The organism is Nonomuraea sp. NPDC049269, assembly GCF_043197155.1.
Classification (GTDB): Bacteria; Actinomycetota; Actinomycetes; order Streptosporangiales; family Streptosporangiaceae; genus Nonomuraea.
On record NZ_JBICSO010000010.1, the window covers coordinates 383,381 to 400,834 of the forward strand.

Here is a 17,454-nt window from a genome sequence, read left to right on the forward strand (position 1 = left end):
GAATGTTCACGATCATCGCCGGGAGGCTTGTGCGGCGGGTAGGTGCTGGATGTGCGGGACGGCCCCGTCCTTGAGGATGGAGAGCATGAGAACCGGGTCCTGGTTACCGGTCTGTGACGCGGAACGAGCCGGTGGGGGGAAGGTCTTGTTCGGCCCAGGCGGCCATGGTGTCCAAGACGACCTCAAGTCGTGCGCCTGCCGGGGTGAGTTGGTACTCCACGCGGGGTGCGATCACTGGGCAGGCGGTGCGGGTGGCCAGCCCAGTGCGTACGAATCGCCGTTTGACCCGGGTTCCGCAGATGTCCGTGAGGAAAAGCACATGAATCCACGGCTTGAACTGGGGAAATGCAACCGATCACGCTGATACGGCGTGTCACTAGGGCTAGGCATCATGCCTGGTCAAGCGGCCTGACCGGGGCGACGTTCCCGATCTTCGACTACGCGCCGCGCGACGGCTGTCAATGCCGGCCCGCATAGATGATCAGCGGCTGAACGACCGTGCGCCCGTGAGAGCTGTCGTCCGTCTCTTGCGTCTCGTTCTCATGGCCCGTGCCTGATCAGGCATGTCACCAGAACGTAGCAGCATCACCGCAGGCTATGGTGCGGTATTCGAGGAAGTCGTGTCACTAGGGCTTTTCGCGATTTCCGCTAGGCCGGAACCTTCTGACCCGCAGTTTAGCGTTCCGATGTGCCTCATGTCGGCCGTTAGCTGCGGAACGCGGGTTTGAGTCGCGGAGCGTCACCGCGGGTAGTAGTGGTGCCGGTGAGCGGTGCGGCGGGCGGGCTGGGTCTGTCGTGGGTGGTGGAGGCTCGGTCGCCGTCGGGCTGGGTGAGGGTTGCCCAGTTGGCCAGATCGGTGCTGGCCAGGGAGGCTAGCAGGGGTTCTCCGTGGGCGGCCAGCAGCCGGTCGACGATGGCGTCGCGGCTGGTCAGGTGGCCGTGTAGCTGTTTGCGGCGGGCGTTGCGGGCGGCGGTGATCTCTTTGAGGCTGATGGTGGTGGCCGAGAGTTCGGGGCAGATCGCCCGGCACAGGAATTCCTCGGCGCCGTCGGGGAGGCGGAGGTAGACGCGGATCTCGGTGATGTCGCGGGGGTTGTAGCGGATGGTGGCCTGTTCCCGGGTGTAGAAGGCCAGGACGGGGTCGAGGTAGCGCAGGGACAGGAAGTGGATCCCGTCGGTGTGGATGAGGCGGGGTTTGGCGACGGTGAGCAGCAGCAGGTCGAGTTGTTCGAGCGAGTCGGGCATGCGCGGGATGAACCCGCCGGCCTCCCACCGGTGTCGGCGATCACGTAATTGGGCTCTGGCGCGATCTATGGGGAGTGATCACGTTCGGTGATCAGTTGTGGAGAGCCATGGCACGTAAGAGGTCGAAGTTCGCTCGTCCGTACATGATGCGCTTCAGAAATTTCCCGAACGGGGGTGACCACGGCGGCCTCGGGGCGGTCACGCCACAGCGTTCAACAGGTCGGCCAGCATGTCGGGCCGTTCCAGTGCGATGAAGTGACCCGCTCCCGGCACCTGCGTGAAATCGGCGGCAGGCAGCAGCTCCTTGTTGGCCTCCCGGTCCGACCACCGGGACCAGTCCTTCTCCCCGTAGAGGAGGTGGACGGGGGCCTTGACCGCGGTGTAGCGCGCGCGGGCCGCGATGAGGCTGGGCAGGCTCTGGTACACGGCCCGGGCGACGGTCGGGTAGCCGGGCCGGCTGCCCACCTGCAGGAGCTCGTCCACGTAGTCCGCCCGCAAAGCGGTCTTGTCCACCAGGCCGCCCTGCAGGATCTTGCGGAGGATGGGCTTGGGCTCCACCCCGGCGACCACCAGGCCCACCCCCGGAGTGAGAACACCGCCGACCACCAGACGAGCGAGGAGACTGGACCGGGCGATTCCGTCGCGAAAGTCGTACGCATTCACCGCAACGACGCGCCGTACGCGCTCCGGCAGATCGGCCGCGGTGGTCAGGGCGAGCACCGCCCCCATGGACTCCCCGACCAGCGTCACGTCAGAGAGGTCGAGTCCGGTGAGGAGCCGTTCGACGCCCGCACGCATCGCCGGCTCTGCATACGACGCACTGGGCACGATCTCGGAGTAGCCCATCCCCGGGAGATCGAGGGCGTACACGGTGTACTGGTCGGAGATCAAGGGGATGAGGACGCGGAAGTGCTCGGCCTGCGTTCGCACGGTGTGCAGCAGGACCAGGGGAGCACCCGTGCCCGCTTTGAGGTAACGCAACGTTCCCTCACGGTTGTGGCGCCCTCCGCGCGGGGCGATGGTGTGGCTGGTGGTCCCCGGGATGTGAATCGTGGGACGCGCCTGGTGACTGGGCATATCGCCGACTCCTTATGGTGGGCAGGCGTCAGCTGGCCAGCTGGTTGAGCCTGCGGATCTGCTTGTCGAAGACCCGGACTGGAGCGATGCGGCGCAGGGCGCTGGCGCGTCCGGCCAGGGAACCGGCGGTGTAGCGCAGCTTCGGCTTCCGGTCGGTCGCTGCCTCGACGATCACCTTGGCGACGATGGCGGGGTCGTCGCCGTCCTTGATCGCTGTCTGCATCATGCGGTCGAAGGCGCGCCGCTGGTCCGCGTAGACCTGCAGGGGCGCGTCGGGCCGCGGGCTGTTGGCCTCGAATCCGGTGCTGGTGTAGGCGGGTTCGACCAGAAGCGCCCGGACGCCGTGCTCGCGGACCTCGTGGTCCAGGGACTCCGAGTACCCCTCGATCGCATGCTTGGAGGCGGCGTAGGCGGCCATGTATGGCGAGGGGAGGAAACCGACCACGGAGGAGAGGTTGATGATGCGTCCGCGTCCTTGAGCGCGCATGTGGGGCAGGACGGCCTTTGTCATCCGCATCACCCCGAAGACGTTGACGTTGAAGAGGTCCTGGGCCTGCGCGACGGTGCTTTCCTCAACGGCACCGATTGCGCCCATGCCGGCGTTGTTGACCAGCAGGTCAATCCGCCCGAACCGCTCGATCACCTGCCGGACCGCCGCGATGACCGACTCGTCACCCGCTACGTCGAGGTCGACGAAGGTCACACCGTCGAGCGGGGTGACGCGTGAGGTGTCGCGGCTGGTGCCGACCACGTCGAAGCCCGCTTCTATCAGCGCGAGCGCGGCCGCCTTTCCGATGCCGGATGACGCACCCGTCACGAGTGCCACCGGCCGATTTGTCGCCATCCTGGACTCCCTAGCTCAATGAGAAAACCGATCGGTTTCCCTAACTGTAAACCGATCGGTTTCCGCGTGCAAGCTCAAGCAGGAACGGATCCAGCCGCGTCACCCTCCGCTGGGGGGCAGACCAAGTACGGGAGAAAGGGATAGTCGTGCCTCTGGCCTGGGCGATTTGCTCGGAAAAGCGATGCGTCAGCGCATGCCTGCCGCATCGAGCAGGGTGGCCACGGTGGGTGCGATGAGCCCTGTCAGGTTGTCGGCTCCGATCCCCGCACGGGCGCTGGCGCCGTCGAAGACCACGCTGAGCTGCCGGGCCAGCAGGTCCGGGTCGCTCGCCCCACCTTGCTCGGCCTCGGCGCGGAAAAAGGCCATCAGGTTCCCCTTGACCCGGTGCGCCACCTGGCTCGCAGGATGGCTCTGATCCTTGAGCTCGATCTGCACAGCGAGGTACTGGCAGCCTCGGAACTCGGGCGCACCCGCCTGCAACTCCACCTGCTCGAAGACGTGCAGGATCCGCTCGCGGGGAGAACGGCCATCGTTCGCCGCAGGCAGGAGCTTCGCCACGAAGGCAGATGAGCGCTCCTCCAGGCTCGCTGCCAGCAGTTCGTCCTTACTCTCGAACAGCTGGTACATGGAGCGCTTCGACACCCCCGCCGCCTTGCACAGCGCCTCGATGCCGATGCCGACACCGTTTCGGTAGGTGAGCGTGGCCGCCGCCTCCAGCAGCCGCTCGCGGGGACTTAGCCTCACTTCGGTGGTCATACTGCGAGGTTAACTCCATTCCGGCGAAATGAAAACCGATCGGTTTCAGCGTGTGTCATCGCGATATCCGGCGCCGCGCAGAGCCGAGCGGACACCCGAGGTCCGCGCAGAGGCTCGGCGACGCCCTTGGGGAGAGACCCGCGGCCGATCCCTGATGGTGTGCACACCTTCGTTCCCGCAAGGCGACACGCATCGGTACCGCTCGGCGCCATGGCCCCGTTCGGGGTGAGTTGCGTTCCGCTATGCCGGGACGGTGCTCTTCTCAGCCTTCGTCTCGGCGGGGATGCGGTGCAGCCCCTTGCGGTCGTACCTGGGCGTCGTAGTAGAGGATCGAGCGGACACCGCTGGTGATCTGCCGCAGCGGCTCGAACTCCGCGAGGAAGCGGTAGAAGCTGGGCAGCGCCTCGATGGGGGTGGTGGCACCGGCCGTCGGCACCGCCATCGCGATATAGACCAACGTGACCACCAGCAGGCCGGGCGTGCCGAACACGGCAAGGAGGGCGAGCGCACCGATCCCGCAGACCGCGATGGCGCACACCGAGTACAGCCACAGCAGCGGCAGGTGGGAGGCATCCATGCCCATGATGCCGACCGCGCCCACCATGACCAGGGTGCCCATCAGCAGAGACAGTCCGATCATGAGCGTGCTGCTGATGGCCAGGGTCTGCACCCGGGTCGCCCGGATCAGCGGGCGGTGCAGGCGCAGCGGGCCCATGTCGTTGTGGGTGTAGCCGAGGGCGTGGTCCACCTGGCCGCTGATGACATTGGCGGCGAGCATGGCGCAGACCACGAGGACAAGCGCGTAGTAGAACGCGGTCAAGCCCAGGCCGCTGTGCGAGTCGAGCGGATGGCCATCCTCCACCGTGACGGCAGCCGGATCGGCCAGCAGGATGCGTGCCGCGGCGGGCAGCTTGGCCTGCTCGGCCCCATTCTGCGCGGTCAGTTCCCTGCCCACCTGGAGCGAGGCGCTCTCGGCCGCCGCCGTCGAAGCCGCCCGAGCCAGGCTGGAACCGAGGCTGCCGGCGGACTGGTTGGTCAGCACCCTCAGCGTCGGGCGGATCGGGCGCTCGGCGCCTGCGGCGCTGGTCAGTGCGGTGACGGAGGAAGTGAAGTTGCCGGGCACGACGAGTGCGCCGTACAGCTTCCCCTTGCCGAGTTCCTCCTTCGCCTCCTTCTCCTCCATCAGCTTCCAGGCGCACGGGCCGAGCGGCCACTCTCACCACCAAGGTTCCGCGACAGCCGTGCACACGACTGCCGTTCCTATGTGAGACATCATCTCGGGCGACGTCCGTTGGCGCCTTGGGACGTGGCCGTCGGCCTGGCAGCTACGGGGAGTTGGTGGCAGCGAGGTAGGCCGTGTTCAGGCGCTCGCGAACACTCGGTGATCGCGCTGGGAGTTCGGAGCCGAGGTGCTCGCGGCGAAGCTCGTCCATGAACTCTTGCCAGAGCGCGGGGCCGCCTTGTTCAAGCAGCACGGCGCGAGCGTTCAGCGCGCTGCTCGTGGGTCGGTGGCGAAGTCCCCAGCTGCCCAGCTGCGCGAACACGGGTACGAGTTGGATCGCGGATTCGGTCAGGCTGTAGCGTGCCCGCTGGCCGGGTCGCGTGTCCTCGCGGGTGAGCAGTCCCGACTTGACGAGTCGCTTGAGTCGGTCGGCGAGAATATTTGAGGCGATCCCCTCGATTGACTTGGCCTGCAGCTCTCGGAAATAGCGGCGGTCTCCGAAGACGATGTCGCGGAGGACGATCAAGCTCCAGCGATCGCCGAACGCCTCGATGGCTGCATTGATCGGGCACTCCGACCGCGGCTCATTCACTTCGTCCATAGTGCTTGCAATCTACCACCGCCAGGACTACCGTCTCGACGAGCGGTTGCAAACCACAAGCGGAAGGGGCCACCGTGCTGAGACAGGTCGCGGAGGGTGTGCTGATCCACGAGAGCGAGTTCTGCCAGAGCAACGCCGTTGTCGTGCAAGGCCGGGCTGGCGTGTTGCTCATCGACCCCGGGGTCCAGGGCCACGAAATGGCCTGCCTCGCGAACGACCTGTCCAATTTGGGCCAGACCGTTGTGGCAGGCTTCTCGACGCATCCTCATTGGGATCACCTGCTCTGGCACGCCCAGCTCGGCACCGCCCCTCGTTACGGCACGGCCCGCTGCGCGGCCACCGTCCGAGATCAGCTGTCGGACGCGGATGCGAAGGCCCGCATCGCCGACCACCTGCTCGAGACGGAAATCGCCGGGCAGGTACCGCTGGACCTGCTCGGCCTCATCACCGGCCTGCCCGCCGAAACCGCGCAGATCCCTTGGGATGGCCCTCAAGTCCGGATCATCGAGCATCAAGCGCATGCACCGGGTCATGCGGCGCTGTTGATCGAAGAACGCGGGGTTCTCGTCGCCGGCGACATGCTCTCCGATGTCTTGATTCCGATGCTCGACCTGAACGGCACCGCTGACCCGATCGAGGACTACCTCGCCGCGCTGCGGCTGCTGGAGGGCGTGGCGGGTGACGTCGATGTCCTCGTCCCCGGCCACGGGTTCATCGGCGGAGCTGATCAGGTACACGCACGGATCGAGCTGGATCGGGCGTACGGGCTCGCCTTGCGTGAGGGCCAGGTTCCCAGTGACCCGCGGGTCGGCCCATCGGCCAAGCCCGGCTGGGAGTGGGTGAGCGATGTGCACAACGGGCAGGCCCAGCGCCTCGCCCGACGAAGCGAGCGCGACGGGGCGCCCGGCAGTGCGTAGAGGTCGTAGGAGCCGGCGCTTCCTCTCGAACACGGCGGCCACGGCCAGATAGCCCTGAACAGGGAAAATTCCAAAGTGCTGCTGGAGTACTAGCTAGAACCGAATCACCGGGCGCGCACAGAATGTCGGACATCCGTGCAGTGGGCACTTCGGACGCCGACAGCTGGACCGCACTCGCCGGCAACGGGACCACTTTCCCGAAAGCGCGATCGTCTACCGTCAAGGCCAGCTGATCAATGCCCTCAATTCGGCCCGCCGCCCGGACCTCGAGCGCATCAGCTAATCAAGCGCTCTTGGCCGTGCAGGAAACTCCGGAGATCGACAGACGTGCCGATGGGGCTGCTCAACGGCAGCGCGTTCAGCGAGCCGCGGTGATCAGCACGGTGCGCTTCCCGACGTGCAACGCGATACGCGCGGAGAGATTATCGGTCGTGGTCGCGTACTGGCTGATGGCATGGGCTGACGGCGTCAATGGCACCGTCAGATCGTACGCCACGGTGCCCGCTCGAACCCGAACGTGACCCCGCCCACCGACGTCGACCGGCGCGTGCTCAGGCCGCTCTTCTGGTCACACGCCAACCTGTACGGCACCATCCAAAGTCTACGTGCTGAAGTTGGTCGTCAATCCAGTCAGCAAGGGGTTCGCGGCGGCTGAGACCGCAAAGGAGATCAACATGAAGAACAGCCTGCATGCCTTTTAGCGGCGCTTTTGATTCTCGCCGTCACAGGCTGTACAGCTCAAAATTCACCTGTAGCATCTGAGCCTGCCAGCAGATTATCCGGAGCAGCCTACCTGGCTGGCGGCCCGAGCCCCGGCACTAAAATCCCCGTAGCCAATTCGTCTGTGACCTTCTCTCGGGGCGGAAAGCTCATCAGCAGGGGTTTCCACCTGTTACCGTCGACATCGAGTGTCTCGGTCGACCTTCGGAAGGATCGCACCGGATTTGAGGTAGGCAGCAGCGATCGGCGATCTTGCGCCTCTATCGCAGATAGGGTTCATTATCCGCAGTATGGCGTTCTGGGAGAATACGCAGCAGCCGAGGCGTTCCTGGCCCCCACAACTCCACGCGAGCATCAAAGCGGCTGCTCCAGCACGTGTTTCAACTCAGCGAATCCGGCCGCCGCATAGAAGGCCTTGGCGCCCTCGTTGAAGTCCAGCACGTCGGTCAGCAGCCTCCGGCAGCCCTCCAGCCTGCCTGCATTCCGCACGGCCTCGATCAGCTGACTCGCAACCCCGCCTCTGGCGGCTTTCGGATCCACCGCCAGCTGATGGAGAACGATGAAGGATTCGGCTTGGAGGAACGGGTTTTCCTCGCGACGCACGATGGCAGCCACGGCATACCCGACTGGACGATCAATCTCGGCGATGAACGCACGCGTGACGTCTTTGACCAGGAGCGTCGCGAAGTAGTCGGTCAGCTCCTCTTCAGGTGGGTCGACGCGGTAGACGTCCGGGCGGTGAGCGGCGTGGATCACATGAACGTGAGGGTTCAGCAGGGCCAGGATTCTGGCATCCTCCGCTGCGGCGACGCGGATCTTCATGCAGGCACCCTAGAACAGGGCGACTCAGGCGCGGCGTCCCGCTGGGCCGGACGACTCGCGGAGCACCAGCTCGGTAGGCAGGCGGATCGTCTCGCCCTCGCGTTGTGATCGTGCGGCGAACTGCTCGATCAAGAGCTCTACCGCGAGCCGGCCCTGCTGACCAACGCCACGGGTCAGAAGACCGCGATCATCGTCGGCCAGCTCGGACAGAGCCGGCTGATCGACGAGATCGTCGCAGCCGGCAAGTTCGACGAGGCCGCCGGGATCAAGGGCACGTGGGAGGCGTACGCGACCAAGACCATCAAGAACCCGCTCCCCGGAGTCGGCAACGCGCTGGTGATCGCGGGCAGCGATGCCCGCGGGACGATCTACGGGATCTACTCGATCTCCGAGGAGATCGGCGTCTCGCCCTGGTACTGGTACAGTGACGTGCCGGTCAGGCAGCGCGACGACATCGAGGTCGAAGGCAAGACCCGGGTCGAGGACGGGCCGGACGTCAAGTACCGCGGAATCTTCATCAACGACGAAGAACGCACCATCGCGTGGGCGAAGAAGAAGTTCCCCACCCGCGACGGCACGCCTGATGTCAACTACTACCGGCACGTCTATGAGCTGATGCTGCGGCTCAGGCTCAACACGCTGTGGCCGGCGATGCACCTGGCCTCCAGGGCGTTCAACGCGGTCACCGACACCGGGACGTACGACAACGGGACACCGATCAACGCCCGCGAGGCGGCGGCGTACGGCGTGGTCGCATCCTCCTCCCACGCCGAGCTCATGCTGCGCAACAACGAGGGCGAGTGGCGACAGTGGTACGACCGCAACAAGGACGCGCTCGACATCAAGGGCCCGGACGCCGTGGCGGCCTTCAACTATTCGATCAACAAGCCCGCGATCCTCGAGTACTGGCGCCGGCGCGTGGTCGCCAACGCCGGCTTCGAGAACATCCTCGCCCTGGGCATCCGCGGTGTGCACGACAGCGATCCGGTGTTCACACCCGGCAACCCGTACGGGTTCAAAGACAAGATCGAGATGCTGGCCGACGTCATTCGCGAGCAGCGCAAACTGATCGCAGAGGTCTACGGCAGCGCCGACGCCGTGCCGCAGGTGTTCATCCCCTGCAAGGAGATGAACGATCTCTACAACGCCGGGCTGAAGGACCACATCCCCGCCGACGTGACCCTGATGTGGACCGAGGACAACCAGGGCTATCTGCGCCAGGTGCCCACGCGATCCGAAGCCGCCCGGTCCGGCGGGAACGGCGTCTACTACCACATCTCCTACTGGGGCGAGCCGAAGAGCTACCTGTGGCTGAACTCGACGCCGATGTCCCTGATGGTGCAGCAGCTGCGCCGGGCGTGGAATTCCGCCGCGGGACGCTACTGGATCCTCAACGTCGGGGACATCAAGCCCGGCGAGATCAAGCTCGACCTGTTCGCCAAGCTCGCGTGGGACGTCGAGGGCTACGACGACACCAGGTTCCGCACCGAGCACGTACAGCGAGACTTCCGGCTGAGGGGCAAGGACGCCGCCGTGGTCGCCGACGCGCTGGAAAGGTTCGACGCGCTCGAGAACACCAAGCGCGCCGAGTTCTGGGGGGAGATCAACTCCTCCAACGCGAACTCAGGAAGGATCCACAACGGTCAGGTCTTCCCGTTCAGCGCTACCTCGGACGGGGATGAGCTCCAGCGCTACATCAACGAGTCCAACGAGCTGGTGGCGACGCTCAAGGGTGTTTCCGCCAAGCTCGACCCGCGCTATCGCTCCGCCTTCTACCAACAGGTGCTCCATCGAGTCCAGTCCTACCGCAACATGGCGGAACAGATCGGCTACTACTGGAAGAACCAGCTCGCTGCCGCCCAAGGTCGCTACGCCAGCGCGGGAAGCTACGAGCTGCTCTCGAAGCAGGCCCGCGAGCGCATCCGCACCGACGAGGACTACTGGAACACGATCAGCGACGGCAAGTGGGACGACGCCATCGGCCACAGCCACCCCGAAGGCTTCCCGAACGAGGGCACCGTCATGCTGACCAACGACCGGTAGCGCAGCACGGGCGCGAATTCCTCCCAAGTGACCCCGTGCAGGCGGACCGCATCGATCAGTTCGGGCTCGGTCAGCCAGTCCCGCAACGCCTCATCTCCGGTCAGGGTGTGGTTGGCCTGATGCGGCCCTGCAAACTGCAGCAGCGAGGCCAATTGCCCGACGCAGATGGGCTCGCTTCCGGATGCCCCCCTGCAGGGTCGTCGTTGAGGAACCGCCGGGCATCGTCGGGGTCGGTGAGGTCGTAGGTAGGTTCCACGGCACAACTCCCGGACGTCGTCAAAGGTCGTCATGACGACGACATCGCCGTCCGGTCTTACCGCTGGTGGCTGTTCTCTTGTTCCCCATGCCGATCAAGGACTGGATCGCCGCCGCCCTGTGCTGATCAGCTCCCGGTGAAGGCGTTGATCAGGTTGTGGGGTGTGCCGTCGCCCAACATCACCTGAAGATCAGGGGCCTCGGCGTTGGACGCGGCGCTGCGCACGAACATGGCCTGCTCGTATTCGGTGAGCGCGGTCTCGATGTCGTCGGAGTGCGCGGCGATCGCCTTGCCCAGTTCGGCGCCGTCGCACAGGGCCAGGTTGGCGCCTTCGCCGTTCGGGGCCGAGAGGTGCGCGGCGTCGCCGAGCAGGGTCACCCCCGGTGTCCGATCCCACCGGTGCTCGATGGGCAGGGTGTAGATGGTGCGCAGGGCCGGCGCGGTCTCGCCGTCGGTGACCAGCGCGGTGAGCTCCGGTGCCCAGCCGTCGAACTCCCGCACGATCTGTGCGATGGCCGCGGCGGGGTCGGTGAAATCGATATCGGCGAACCAGTCCTGCGGCCTGGAGAGCATCACCCAGGTGTGGAGGTTCCCACCGCGCTCCCGGTGAGCGAGGATCCCCTTGCCCGGCTCGAGCACCATCATCGCTCCGCCGCCGACGGTTTTCGCGCTGGTCGGGTGCCGGTTGTCGCCATCGAACAGGTGGGTTTCGATGAACGACAAGCCGGTGTACTCCGGTGTCGCACCGGAAAGCAGTGGCCGGACTCGGGACCAGGCGCCGTCCGCGCCGACCAGCAGGCTCGTGGTGGCGGCGGTGCCGTTGGCGAAGGCCACCTCATGGCGGCCGTCGCCAAGGGCACGCACGCCGCTGACCTTGTGGTCCCACCGGACGGTGCCGGCCGGGAGCGAGTCGAGCAGCATCTGCCGCAGTTCGCCGCGCTGCACCTCGGGGTTGCCACCCGTCCCGTCGTCGGGCAGGCCGAGCAGGACGTTCCCGTCCCGGTCCAGGAGCCGCATCGCCTGGCGTCCCTCCAGGACGAGCTCGCGGAACTCCTCGGTCAGGCCTGCCGTCTCCAGCGCCGGCTGGCCGTTGTAGTCGCGGATGTCGAGCAGCCCGCCCTGCGTGCGCGCCGACGGGGAGGATTCCGCCTCGTAGACCGTGGACGGGATGCCGTACACGTGCAGCACGCGAGACAGCACCAGGCCGCCCAGGCCCGCTCCGATGATCGTGACCGGTGTCGTCATGGGTTTCCTCACAGACTCGCTGAACCGATCCGGATTGGATCGTCACTCCAAAAGCTAACACGATGTTGGAGTGACGCTCCACTCGTGCGATGATGAGGACCATGGGCAAGAAAACCGCGACGCGATCTCAGCGGGCCCCGCGGCGCACGGACGGCCTGTCCAGAGAGCTGATCATCCAGGCCGCGACCGAGCTTCTGGACAGCGGCGGCGAGAGTGCGCTGACCCTGCGCGCGCTCACCGTTCGCCTGAGCACCGGCTACGGAGCGATCTACCACCACGTCGCGGACAAGAGCGACCTGCTCGCGGCCGCCACCGACGACATCATCACCCGCGTACTGTCCGGCGCGGTCATCGATACCGACCCGCGCGAAACCCTGCGCCGCCTGGCCCTGGGCCTGTTCGACGCGATCGACGCACACCCCTGGGTCGGGGCAGAACTCTCCCGGCAACCATGGCGACCCGCGCTGCTGGACTTCTACGAGAGCATCGCCAGACTGCTGGACGCACTCGCCGTCCCCGAGCGAGCGCGCTTCGACGCGGCCGGCACGCTCATGAACTACGTCCTCGGTGTTGCCGTGCAGAACGCCGCGAACGCCCGGCACCTCGCCGACAGCGACACCGACCGAGCGGCTTTCCTGGACACCGCTGCCGCGCAATGGGCGCAAGTCAACCCCAGCCAGTACCCGTTCGTGCACGCGGCGGCGACGCAGCTGCGCGAGCACGACGATCGCCGGCAATTCCTCGCCGGCGTCGACATCTTCCTGACAGGTATCGCCGCCCTGCGCTAGACGACCACAAGCGACCACCGCCCGGCACACGTTGCGCGAACTTCCGTCGGCAACGTTGACCTGCACGGCGGCCTCGGCTTCGACCAGCCCGACGCCGCCACCATGCGCACCCAGCACGCCTGGGTCGAGGCCGAACACCCAGCCGCCCGCGAGGACCTGACGCCTTCCGGGGTCCCAGTAGCAATGCAGAAATTTTCAACGAACTTGCATCTGACCTGCGATAACGCAGGAGTCTCGGAGCGGCGTCTCGGTTTGATCACGGTGTTGGATCATGACCAAGGACAGTTCGCGGCTCGGGTACCGGCCAGGAAACTACGGCCGTTGCTTCGCATCGTCCGCTCCTACATTCAGCTCGGCGATGCCGGTGTCGTGGTCGCGGAGCATGCGCATGACGGTGGCCGGGGAGGGGTGCCAGGCGGGAGGAGATCTCGCGCAGGCTGAGGTCTTGGTCGCGTTGATGCAGGGCCATGGACAGCATGGCCTCATCGGTGACGGTGGCGCCGCCGATGGCCTTGCTGTTCTTGCGGGTGCTCTCGTGGCCTTCCAGGGTGGGGTCGCGGGTGTATTCGCGTTCCATCCCGGATAGGCCGCGAACACGGCGAACACCACGCCGGATGGATTCGCGCAGGCTTGGCCGCCCGCTAGTGTCGTCCAGCAGACGGGCGGCCGCGATGATGGGCTGGGTCCGCCATCGCGCCCGACGCGATCTCACCCCTCACCTAGCCCGTCCGCTGTTGATGGCCGGCGCGGGGCGCGATGGCGGGCATCATCGGGAGTGCCGGCGCCGGACGGCCGGCTCCTTTGCCCGGAGGCGACTGATTCGCACCTCGTCCTCGACGGATACCCGGCAATACGCCCTATCTCGGTGCCTGGAAGCCGCCGATCTTCTGCTCGAGCAGTTCGGCCAGCCGCAGCGGGGTGCGGTCCTCGAACATCGGGCCGATGAGCTGCACTCCCACCGGCAGGCCCTCGGGGGACCGGCCCGCTGGTACGGCGGTGGCGGGCAGGCCGGGCATGGTGGCCAGACCGGCCCAGACGAGCTGGTCGAAGTACGGGTACTCGACACCGTCGATGTCGAGCCGGCGTTCCAGCGGATTGGGGTTGTGGTCATGGCCGAACGCGGGAGTGGGCGTGATCGGACAGACCACGACATCGAACTCGGCGAACAGCTGCCGCCAGCCGTGGCGGTGGAGTTCGCGACGGTTGTTCGTCTCGATCCAGTCGCGGTGGCTGAACACCATGGCGCGCAGCCGCGTCGCGTCGAGGCTCTGGTCGTCCGCGCTCAGTTCGGCGGCGCGGGTCTGCAGCTGCTCGTACGCTTCGACGGGAAAACGGGCAACGGACCCCGAAAAAAGCAGCTGCGTGTAGAGCAGCCCGGCTTCGGTCAGATCGGGCAGCAGCGGACTGTGCCGTTCGACGCGGGCACCGCCGTCGACAAGCGCGTCGGCCACCCGGTTCACGCCCGCCCGCACAGCGGCCCCGGTCGGAATGAACGGATGCTCCTCGAGCACCAGGACTCGGAAGTCGCAGAGCCGCTCGTGGCGCGCGGGCGGCAGCGTCACGTCGTACGCCACACCGTACGTCAGCGGGTCCGGTCCGGCCATGACGTCGAGCAGGAGCGTGAGGTCGCGGGCCGTGCGCGCCATCGGACCGACGACGGCCAGATCGAGGTCGACCGGCAACGGCGGCGCCGGCGGCGCGACCATGCCGCGGGTCGCCGCCAGCCCGAGCGTCGGCTTGTGCGCGTAGACGCCGCAGAAATGCGCGGGGGTGCGCAACGAGCCGGCGAGGTCGGAGCCGATGGACAGCGCGCCGAACCCGGACGCCAGAGCCGCCGCTGATCCGCCCGAGGACCCACCCGACGTGCGACCGTGATCCCACGGGTTGTTGGTGGTGCCGTAGATCTCGTTGAAGCTCTGGATATCTTGCAGCCCCACCGGCACATTGGTCTTACCGAGCACCACCGCGCCCGCGGCCTTCAGCCGCGACACCTGGACCGCGTCCTCAGCCGGCATGAAGTTCGCCTGCGGCGTCATACCCCAGGTCGTGGGCAGCCCGGCGATGTTGTAGGACTCTTTGACCGTCACTGGAATGCCGAGCAGCGGCCGGTCCTCGCCGCGGGCGCGCGCCTGGTCGGCACCGCGCGCGGCGGCCCGCGCACGGTCGAAGTCCGGCACGCAAATCGCGTTGATCGCCTTGTCGTCCCGCTCGATACGGGCGATCGCCTCGTCGGTCAGTTCCACCGAGCTCACTTCACCGGCACGCAATGCGGCTGCGAGATCTTCGGCCGCCTGAAAATTCCATTCCATAAATTCGACTCTAACGGCCTGCTGCAGACGCTCGTCCCCACACAAGTCGCCCGCATCCGCCGGAAAAGTCGAAACGGCTGCCTTCGCTGGGCCAAAGTCGCGCACTCATTCTGCCGCCCAAGATGGCCCACCCCAGGTCAGCAGGGTCGGGGGCGGGTCGAATCCACTGGCAGGGGCATGAAATTAAGCTTCGCGCAACGAGATAGATGTCTCAATGCTCATCCTATCTCTCTCCGGCCACTGACTATTCTCTCGACCGTTAGCCATAGTGCGCGGGGATTGTCCAGTAAACGGGGTAACTCATTTTAAATTTGTTCTATCGAGGTGGCTGAGGGTCGGGCGGCCTTCGAAGCGGGCGCGGCCGGCTCATCCACCCGCCGCGCCACGTCGGCCATCACCGCAGACCGAGGCTCGCGCCGGGGCGGCTCAGGGCGTCAGCCCGCCGTTCGACTTCTTGAGCGACTCGGAAGTGGCGAAGTACGGCTGTCACGACGGTCCGCGCGGGGCGGGACTTCATTTGCGAGAGTCCGGCACGCTGGGTGGAACTGCTCCCGGCAGCTGATCACCTGGGCAAGTTGTTCGGCGTAGTGTTCGACCAGCTCGAGGGAAACCATGTCGGTGCCGAACAGGCCGCGGGCCAGGTGTGGGTAGACCGCGAGAGCGTTGCCCGCGCAGGCCGATGCGGATCGTCTCGGCCTCGTAGGCCCGCCAGCGGCGGCCGATCTCCCGGAACAGGCCCCGCTTGCCGTTGAAGTAGTAGGAGATGAGCTGCTGGTTCACACCAGCGCGTTCGGCGATGTCGGTGACCCGAGCACGGTCGAAGCCCTTGGCGGAGAACACCTCCACGGCGGCATCGAGGATGCGCGCCTTGGTGCGCTCAGCATCGCGCTGCCGCTCGTGTGGGGCGGGCGAGCGCCTGGTCCGCTGCCGCCCGGCCGGTTCCTGGTCCTGGGGCGTGCGCCGGGTGGCCATGATCTTGATTCTGTCATGCGTTCGCACGAGTGAATCAAATAGATATTTGACTATTTTATGCGAGAGATTGATACTGCTTCCCGGGCCGCTGATCCGACGGTGTGCCCTCCGCGCCGGATGGCTTCGGCGCTTCCGCCCGAGAGCCAGGCGGTGTCTTCAAAGGGAGTGGTCATGTCCCGTGTGGATGACCGAGGGGCCGCGGCCATAGCGCCGGCGGCGTATCCGAAGCGGTGGGCCGCCGCGATCGTCATGATGATCGCGGCGCTGCTGGATCTGATCGACGCCTCGATAGTGAACACCGCCCTGCCGTCCATCGGCCGTAGCCTGCACGCCTCGCCGGCGGAGCTGGAGTGGACGGTATCCGCCTACATGCTCGGGTTCGCCGCAACGCTGATCATCGCGGGACATCTGGGCGACCGGTTCGGCCGCAAAGGGCTGTTCCTGACCGGCGTGGCCTGCTTCGCCCTGGCGTCCGCGGGCAGCGCCATCGCCTCCGACCCGAGCCAGCTGATCGCCGCCCGTGCGGTGCAGGGGGTGGCCGCCGCGGCCCTGCTGCCGCAGGTGCTCGGTTCGCTGCGCATCATGTTCGACGGCGCGGAGCGCGGCAAGGTCTTCGCCCTGTTCGGGGTCACGGCGGGCGTCGCGAACGCCGCGGGCGTGCTACTCGGCGGGGTGCTGACCGACTGGGACCTGTTCGGCTGGGGCTGGCGCACCATCTTCGCCGTGAACATTCCCATCGCCGCCGGGACCCTGCTGCTGGGCGCGAAGTGGATCCCCACCTCACGGGAACGCACCGGCGGACGCATCGATGTGGCCGGCAACCTGATCCTCGCGTTATGCCTGGTGGCGATCGTGCTACCGCTGGTGGAGGGCCGCTCGAACGGCTGGCCGCTGTGGGGCTGGATCTGCCTGGCCGGCGGTGTCCTGGCCCTTGCCGCCCTGGTGAACTATGAGTCCTGGCGCAGGATCGAGCACCCGCTGCTGCCCGCCGCGCTCTTCAAGCGGCCGGCTTTCGGCTCAGGCCTGCTGATCCAGCTGCTGTTCGGTGCAGGCATGTCCGGCTTCTTCCTGGTCTTCACCATCTGGCTGCAGACCGGCCAGGGCTACACACCGAGCCAGGCCGGTGTGCTGATGATGGCCATGAGCGCCGGCGCCTTCATCTCCGCCCCCGTCGTCGTCACCTTGGTCGCCAAGATCGGCCGCAACATCCTGGTCGTCGGGAACCTGCTGATGGCCGGCGGGCTGCTCTGGGTCCAGTGCGCCCTGAACGACGCGGCCCCCCAGCACACCGGGGCCTGGCCGCTCGTGCCCGGCCTGCTCGTCGCCGGCATCGGCCTCGGCTTCGTGGTCGTGCCGCTGGTCAACATCGTCCTCACCGCGGTACCCGAGCACCTCGCGGGCGGCGCCTCCGGCATCTTCTCCACCGCCCAGCAGTTCGGCGGCGCTTTGGGCGTCGCCATCATCGGCAACCTCTTCTTCACCCACGCGAGCCGGGGCCTGACCGGTGCCATCACCCACGCGGCCCCCTGGGCGATCGGCACCTTCCTCATCTGTGCCGTGCTCTGCCTGGGCCTGCCCGGCAAGAACCTCACCCGCCGCCTCACCGACAGCTCAAGCGCCCTCGACCCCGCCTGACC

At 66.7% G+C, this 17,454-nt stretch carries 16 protein-coding genes; 4 read left to right on the forward strand and 12 right to left on the reverse strand.

The annotated features are described in order from the left end of the window. Nucleotides 1-103: 103 nt before the first annotated feature. The 7 genes from ACGFNP_RS48095 to ACGFNP_RS48125 form a co-directional block, all read right to left on the reverse strand. On the reverse strand, nt 104-319 hold the full coding sequence (locus ACGFNP_RS48095) for a winged helix-turn-helix transcriptional regulator (protein WP_358327433.1): 216 nt from the start codon (nt 317-319) through the stop codon (nt 104-106). A 386-nt stretch (nt 320-705) separates the two neighbouring features. Next, nucleotides 706-1,245 carry a Mu transposase C-terminal domain-containing protein gene (locus ACGFNP_RS48100; protein WP_358327435.1) on the reverse strand — a complete coding sequence of 180 codons (540 nt, stop codon included), beginning with the start codon at nt 1,243-1,245 and terminating at the stop codon, nt 706-708. Nucleotides 1,246-1,443: 198 nt separating this feature from the next. After that, on the reverse strand, nt 1,444-2,322 hold the full coding sequence (locus tag ACGFNP_RS48105) for an alpha/beta fold hydrolase (protein WP_393329798.1): 879 nt from the start codon (nt 2,320-2,322) through the stop codon (nt 1,444-1,446). 28 nt (nt 2,323-2,350) lie between these two features. After that, nucleotides 2,351-3,166: an oxidoreductase gene (locus ACGFNP_RS48110; RefSeq protein ID WP_393329800.1), complete on the reverse strand. Its 816-nt coding sequence runs from the start codon at nt 3,164-3,166 to the stop codon at nt 2,351-2,353. A 186-nt stretch (nt 3,167-3,352) separates the two neighbouring features. After that, nucleotides 3,353-3,922: a TetR/AcrR family transcriptional regulator gene (locus tag ACGFNP_RS48115; RefSeq protein WP_358327441.1), complete on the reverse strand. Its 570-nt coding sequence runs from the start codon at nt 3,920-3,922 to the stop codon at nt 3,353-3,355. A gap of 262 nt (nt 3,923-4,184) precedes the next feature. Next, entirely contained in the window at nt 4,185-5,105 is a 921-nt protein-coding gene (locus ACGFNP_RS48120; RefSeq protein WP_358327443.1) for a DUF3533 domain-containing protein, read from the reverse strand. A gap of 142 nt (nt 5,106-5,247) precedes the next feature. Further along, nucleotides 5,248-5,745, reverse strand: a complete 498-nt coding sequence (locus ACGFNP_RS48125; protein ID WP_393329802.1) for a winged helix-turn-helix transcriptional regulator — start codon at nt 5,743-5,745, stop codon at nt 5,248-5,250. Between the two features lie 74 nt (nt 5,746-5,819). On the opposite strand from ACGFNP_RS48125, the gene ACGFNP_RS48130 reads away from it, so the two are divergent. Further along, nucleotides 5,820-6,662: an MBL fold metallo-hydrolase gene (locus ACGFNP_RS48130; RefSeq protein ID WP_358327447.1), complete on the forward strand. Its 843-nt coding sequence runs from the start codon at nt 5,820-5,822 to the stop codon at nt 6,660-6,662. A gap of 358 nt (nt 6,663-7,020) precedes the next feature. Here the strand turns inward: ACGFNP_RS48130 and ACGFNP_RS48135 are convergent, their stop codons facing one another. Both ACGFNP_RS48135 and ACGFNP_RS48140 read right to left on the reverse strand, forming a co-directional pair. Continuing rightward, nucleotides 7,021-7,158 carry a hypothetical protein gene (locus tag ACGFNP_RS48135; protein WP_358327449.1) on the reverse strand — a complete coding sequence of 46 codons (138 nt, stop codon included), beginning with the start codon at nt 7,156-7,158 and terminating at the stop codon, nt 7,021-7,023. A 578-nt stretch (nt 7,159-7,736) separates the two neighbouring features. After that, entirely contained in the window at nt 7,737-8,204 is a 468-nt protein-coding gene (locus tag ACGFNP_RS48140; protein WP_393329804.1) for a GNAT family N-acetyltransferase, read from the reverse strand. 336 nt (nt 8,205-8,540) lie between these two features. Between ACGFNP_RS48140 and ACGFNP_RS48145 the strand changes: the two genes are divergently transcribed. After that, entirely contained in the window at nt 8,541-10,247 is a 1,707-nt protein-coding gene (locus ACGFNP_RS48145) for a glycosyl hydrolase 115 family protein (RefSeq protein ID WP_393329806.1), read from the forward strand. A 382-nt stretch (nt 10,248-10,629) separates the two neighbouring features. Here the strand turns inward: ACGFNP_RS48145 and ACGFNP_RS48150 are convergent, their stop codons facing one another. Further along, nucleotides 10,630-11,748, reverse strand: a complete 1,119-nt coding sequence (locus ACGFNP_RS48150; RefSeq protein ID WP_393329808.1) for an FAD-dependent oxidoreductase — start codon at nt 11,746-11,748, stop codon at nt 10,630-10,632. Nucleotides 11,749-11,849: 101 nt separating this feature from the next. On the opposite strand from ACGFNP_RS48150, the gene ACGFNP_RS48155 reads away from it, so the two are divergent. Further along, complete coding sequence (locus ACGFNP_RS48155) at nt 11,850-12,536, forward strand: TetR/AcrR family transcriptional regulator (RefSeq protein WP_393329810.1); 687 nt, start codon at nt 11,850-11,852, stop codon at nt 12,534-12,536. A gap of 857 nt (nt 12,537-13,393) precedes the next feature. Here the strand turns inward: ACGFNP_RS48155 and ACGFNP_RS48160 are convergent. Both ACGFNP_RS48160 and ACGFNP_RS48165 read right to left on the reverse strand, forming a co-directional pair. Beyond that, a complete protein-coding gene (locus ACGFNP_RS48160) occupies nt 13,394-14,950 on the reverse strand; it encodes an amidase (RefSeq protein WP_393329811.1) in 1,557 nt (518 codons plus the stop codon). A gap of 408 nt (nt 14,951-15,358) precedes the next feature. Further along, a complete protein-coding gene (locus ACGFNP_RS48165) occupies nt 15,359-15,817 on the reverse strand; it encodes a TetR family transcriptional regulator (RefSeq protein WP_358327461.1) in 459 nt (152 codons plus the stop codon). 171 nt (nt 15,818-15,988) lie between these two features. On the opposite strand from ACGFNP_RS48165, the gene ACGFNP_RS48170 reads away from it, so the two are divergent. Then, a complete protein-coding gene (locus tag ACGFNP_RS48170) occupies nt 15,989-17,452 on the forward strand; it encodes an MFS transporter (protein WP_358327463.1) in 1,464 nt (487 codons plus the stop codon). Nucleotides 17,453-17,454 lie beyond the last annotated feature (2 nt).